1 protein-coding gene is annotated in these 328 nt (G+C 66.2%); it reads right to left on the reverse strand.

Translation table 11 applies throughout. From position 1 onward, the window contains the following. Positions 1-328: AMP-binding protein (locus tag AYK65_RS31140; protein WP_172402097.1), on the reverse strand; the 328-nt coding region annotated here is incomplete at both ends.

The following is a 328-nucleotide window of genomic DNA, read 5'->3' on the forward strand; positions in this document are numbered from 1 at the left end:
CAGATCGCCACCGGCTGGTCCGGCTTGACCCCAAGGCCGATCAGATGATGGGCGAGTCGGTTGGCCCGGCCATTGAGGGTACCATAGGAGATCGACTGCCCTTCGAAGACCAGCGCGACAGCATCGCTACAGCGCCTGACTTGCGCCTCGAACAGCTCGTGCACGCACAGCTCCGACGGATAGTCCGCTTCCGTGCGGTTCAGCTCCTCCAGCAGATAGCGGCGCTCGTCCGCCGGCAGGATGTCGAGCTGCCGCACCGGCGTATTCGGCGCCCGTTCCAGCGCCTCGACCAGCTGCTCGAGCGCTCGCTGCATGTAGCCGCAGACCC

The organism is Ensifer aridi (assembly GCF_002078505.1).
GTDB lineage: Bacteria > Pseudomonadota > Alphaproteobacteria > Rhizobiales > Rhizobiaceae > Sinorhizobium > Sinorhizobium aridi.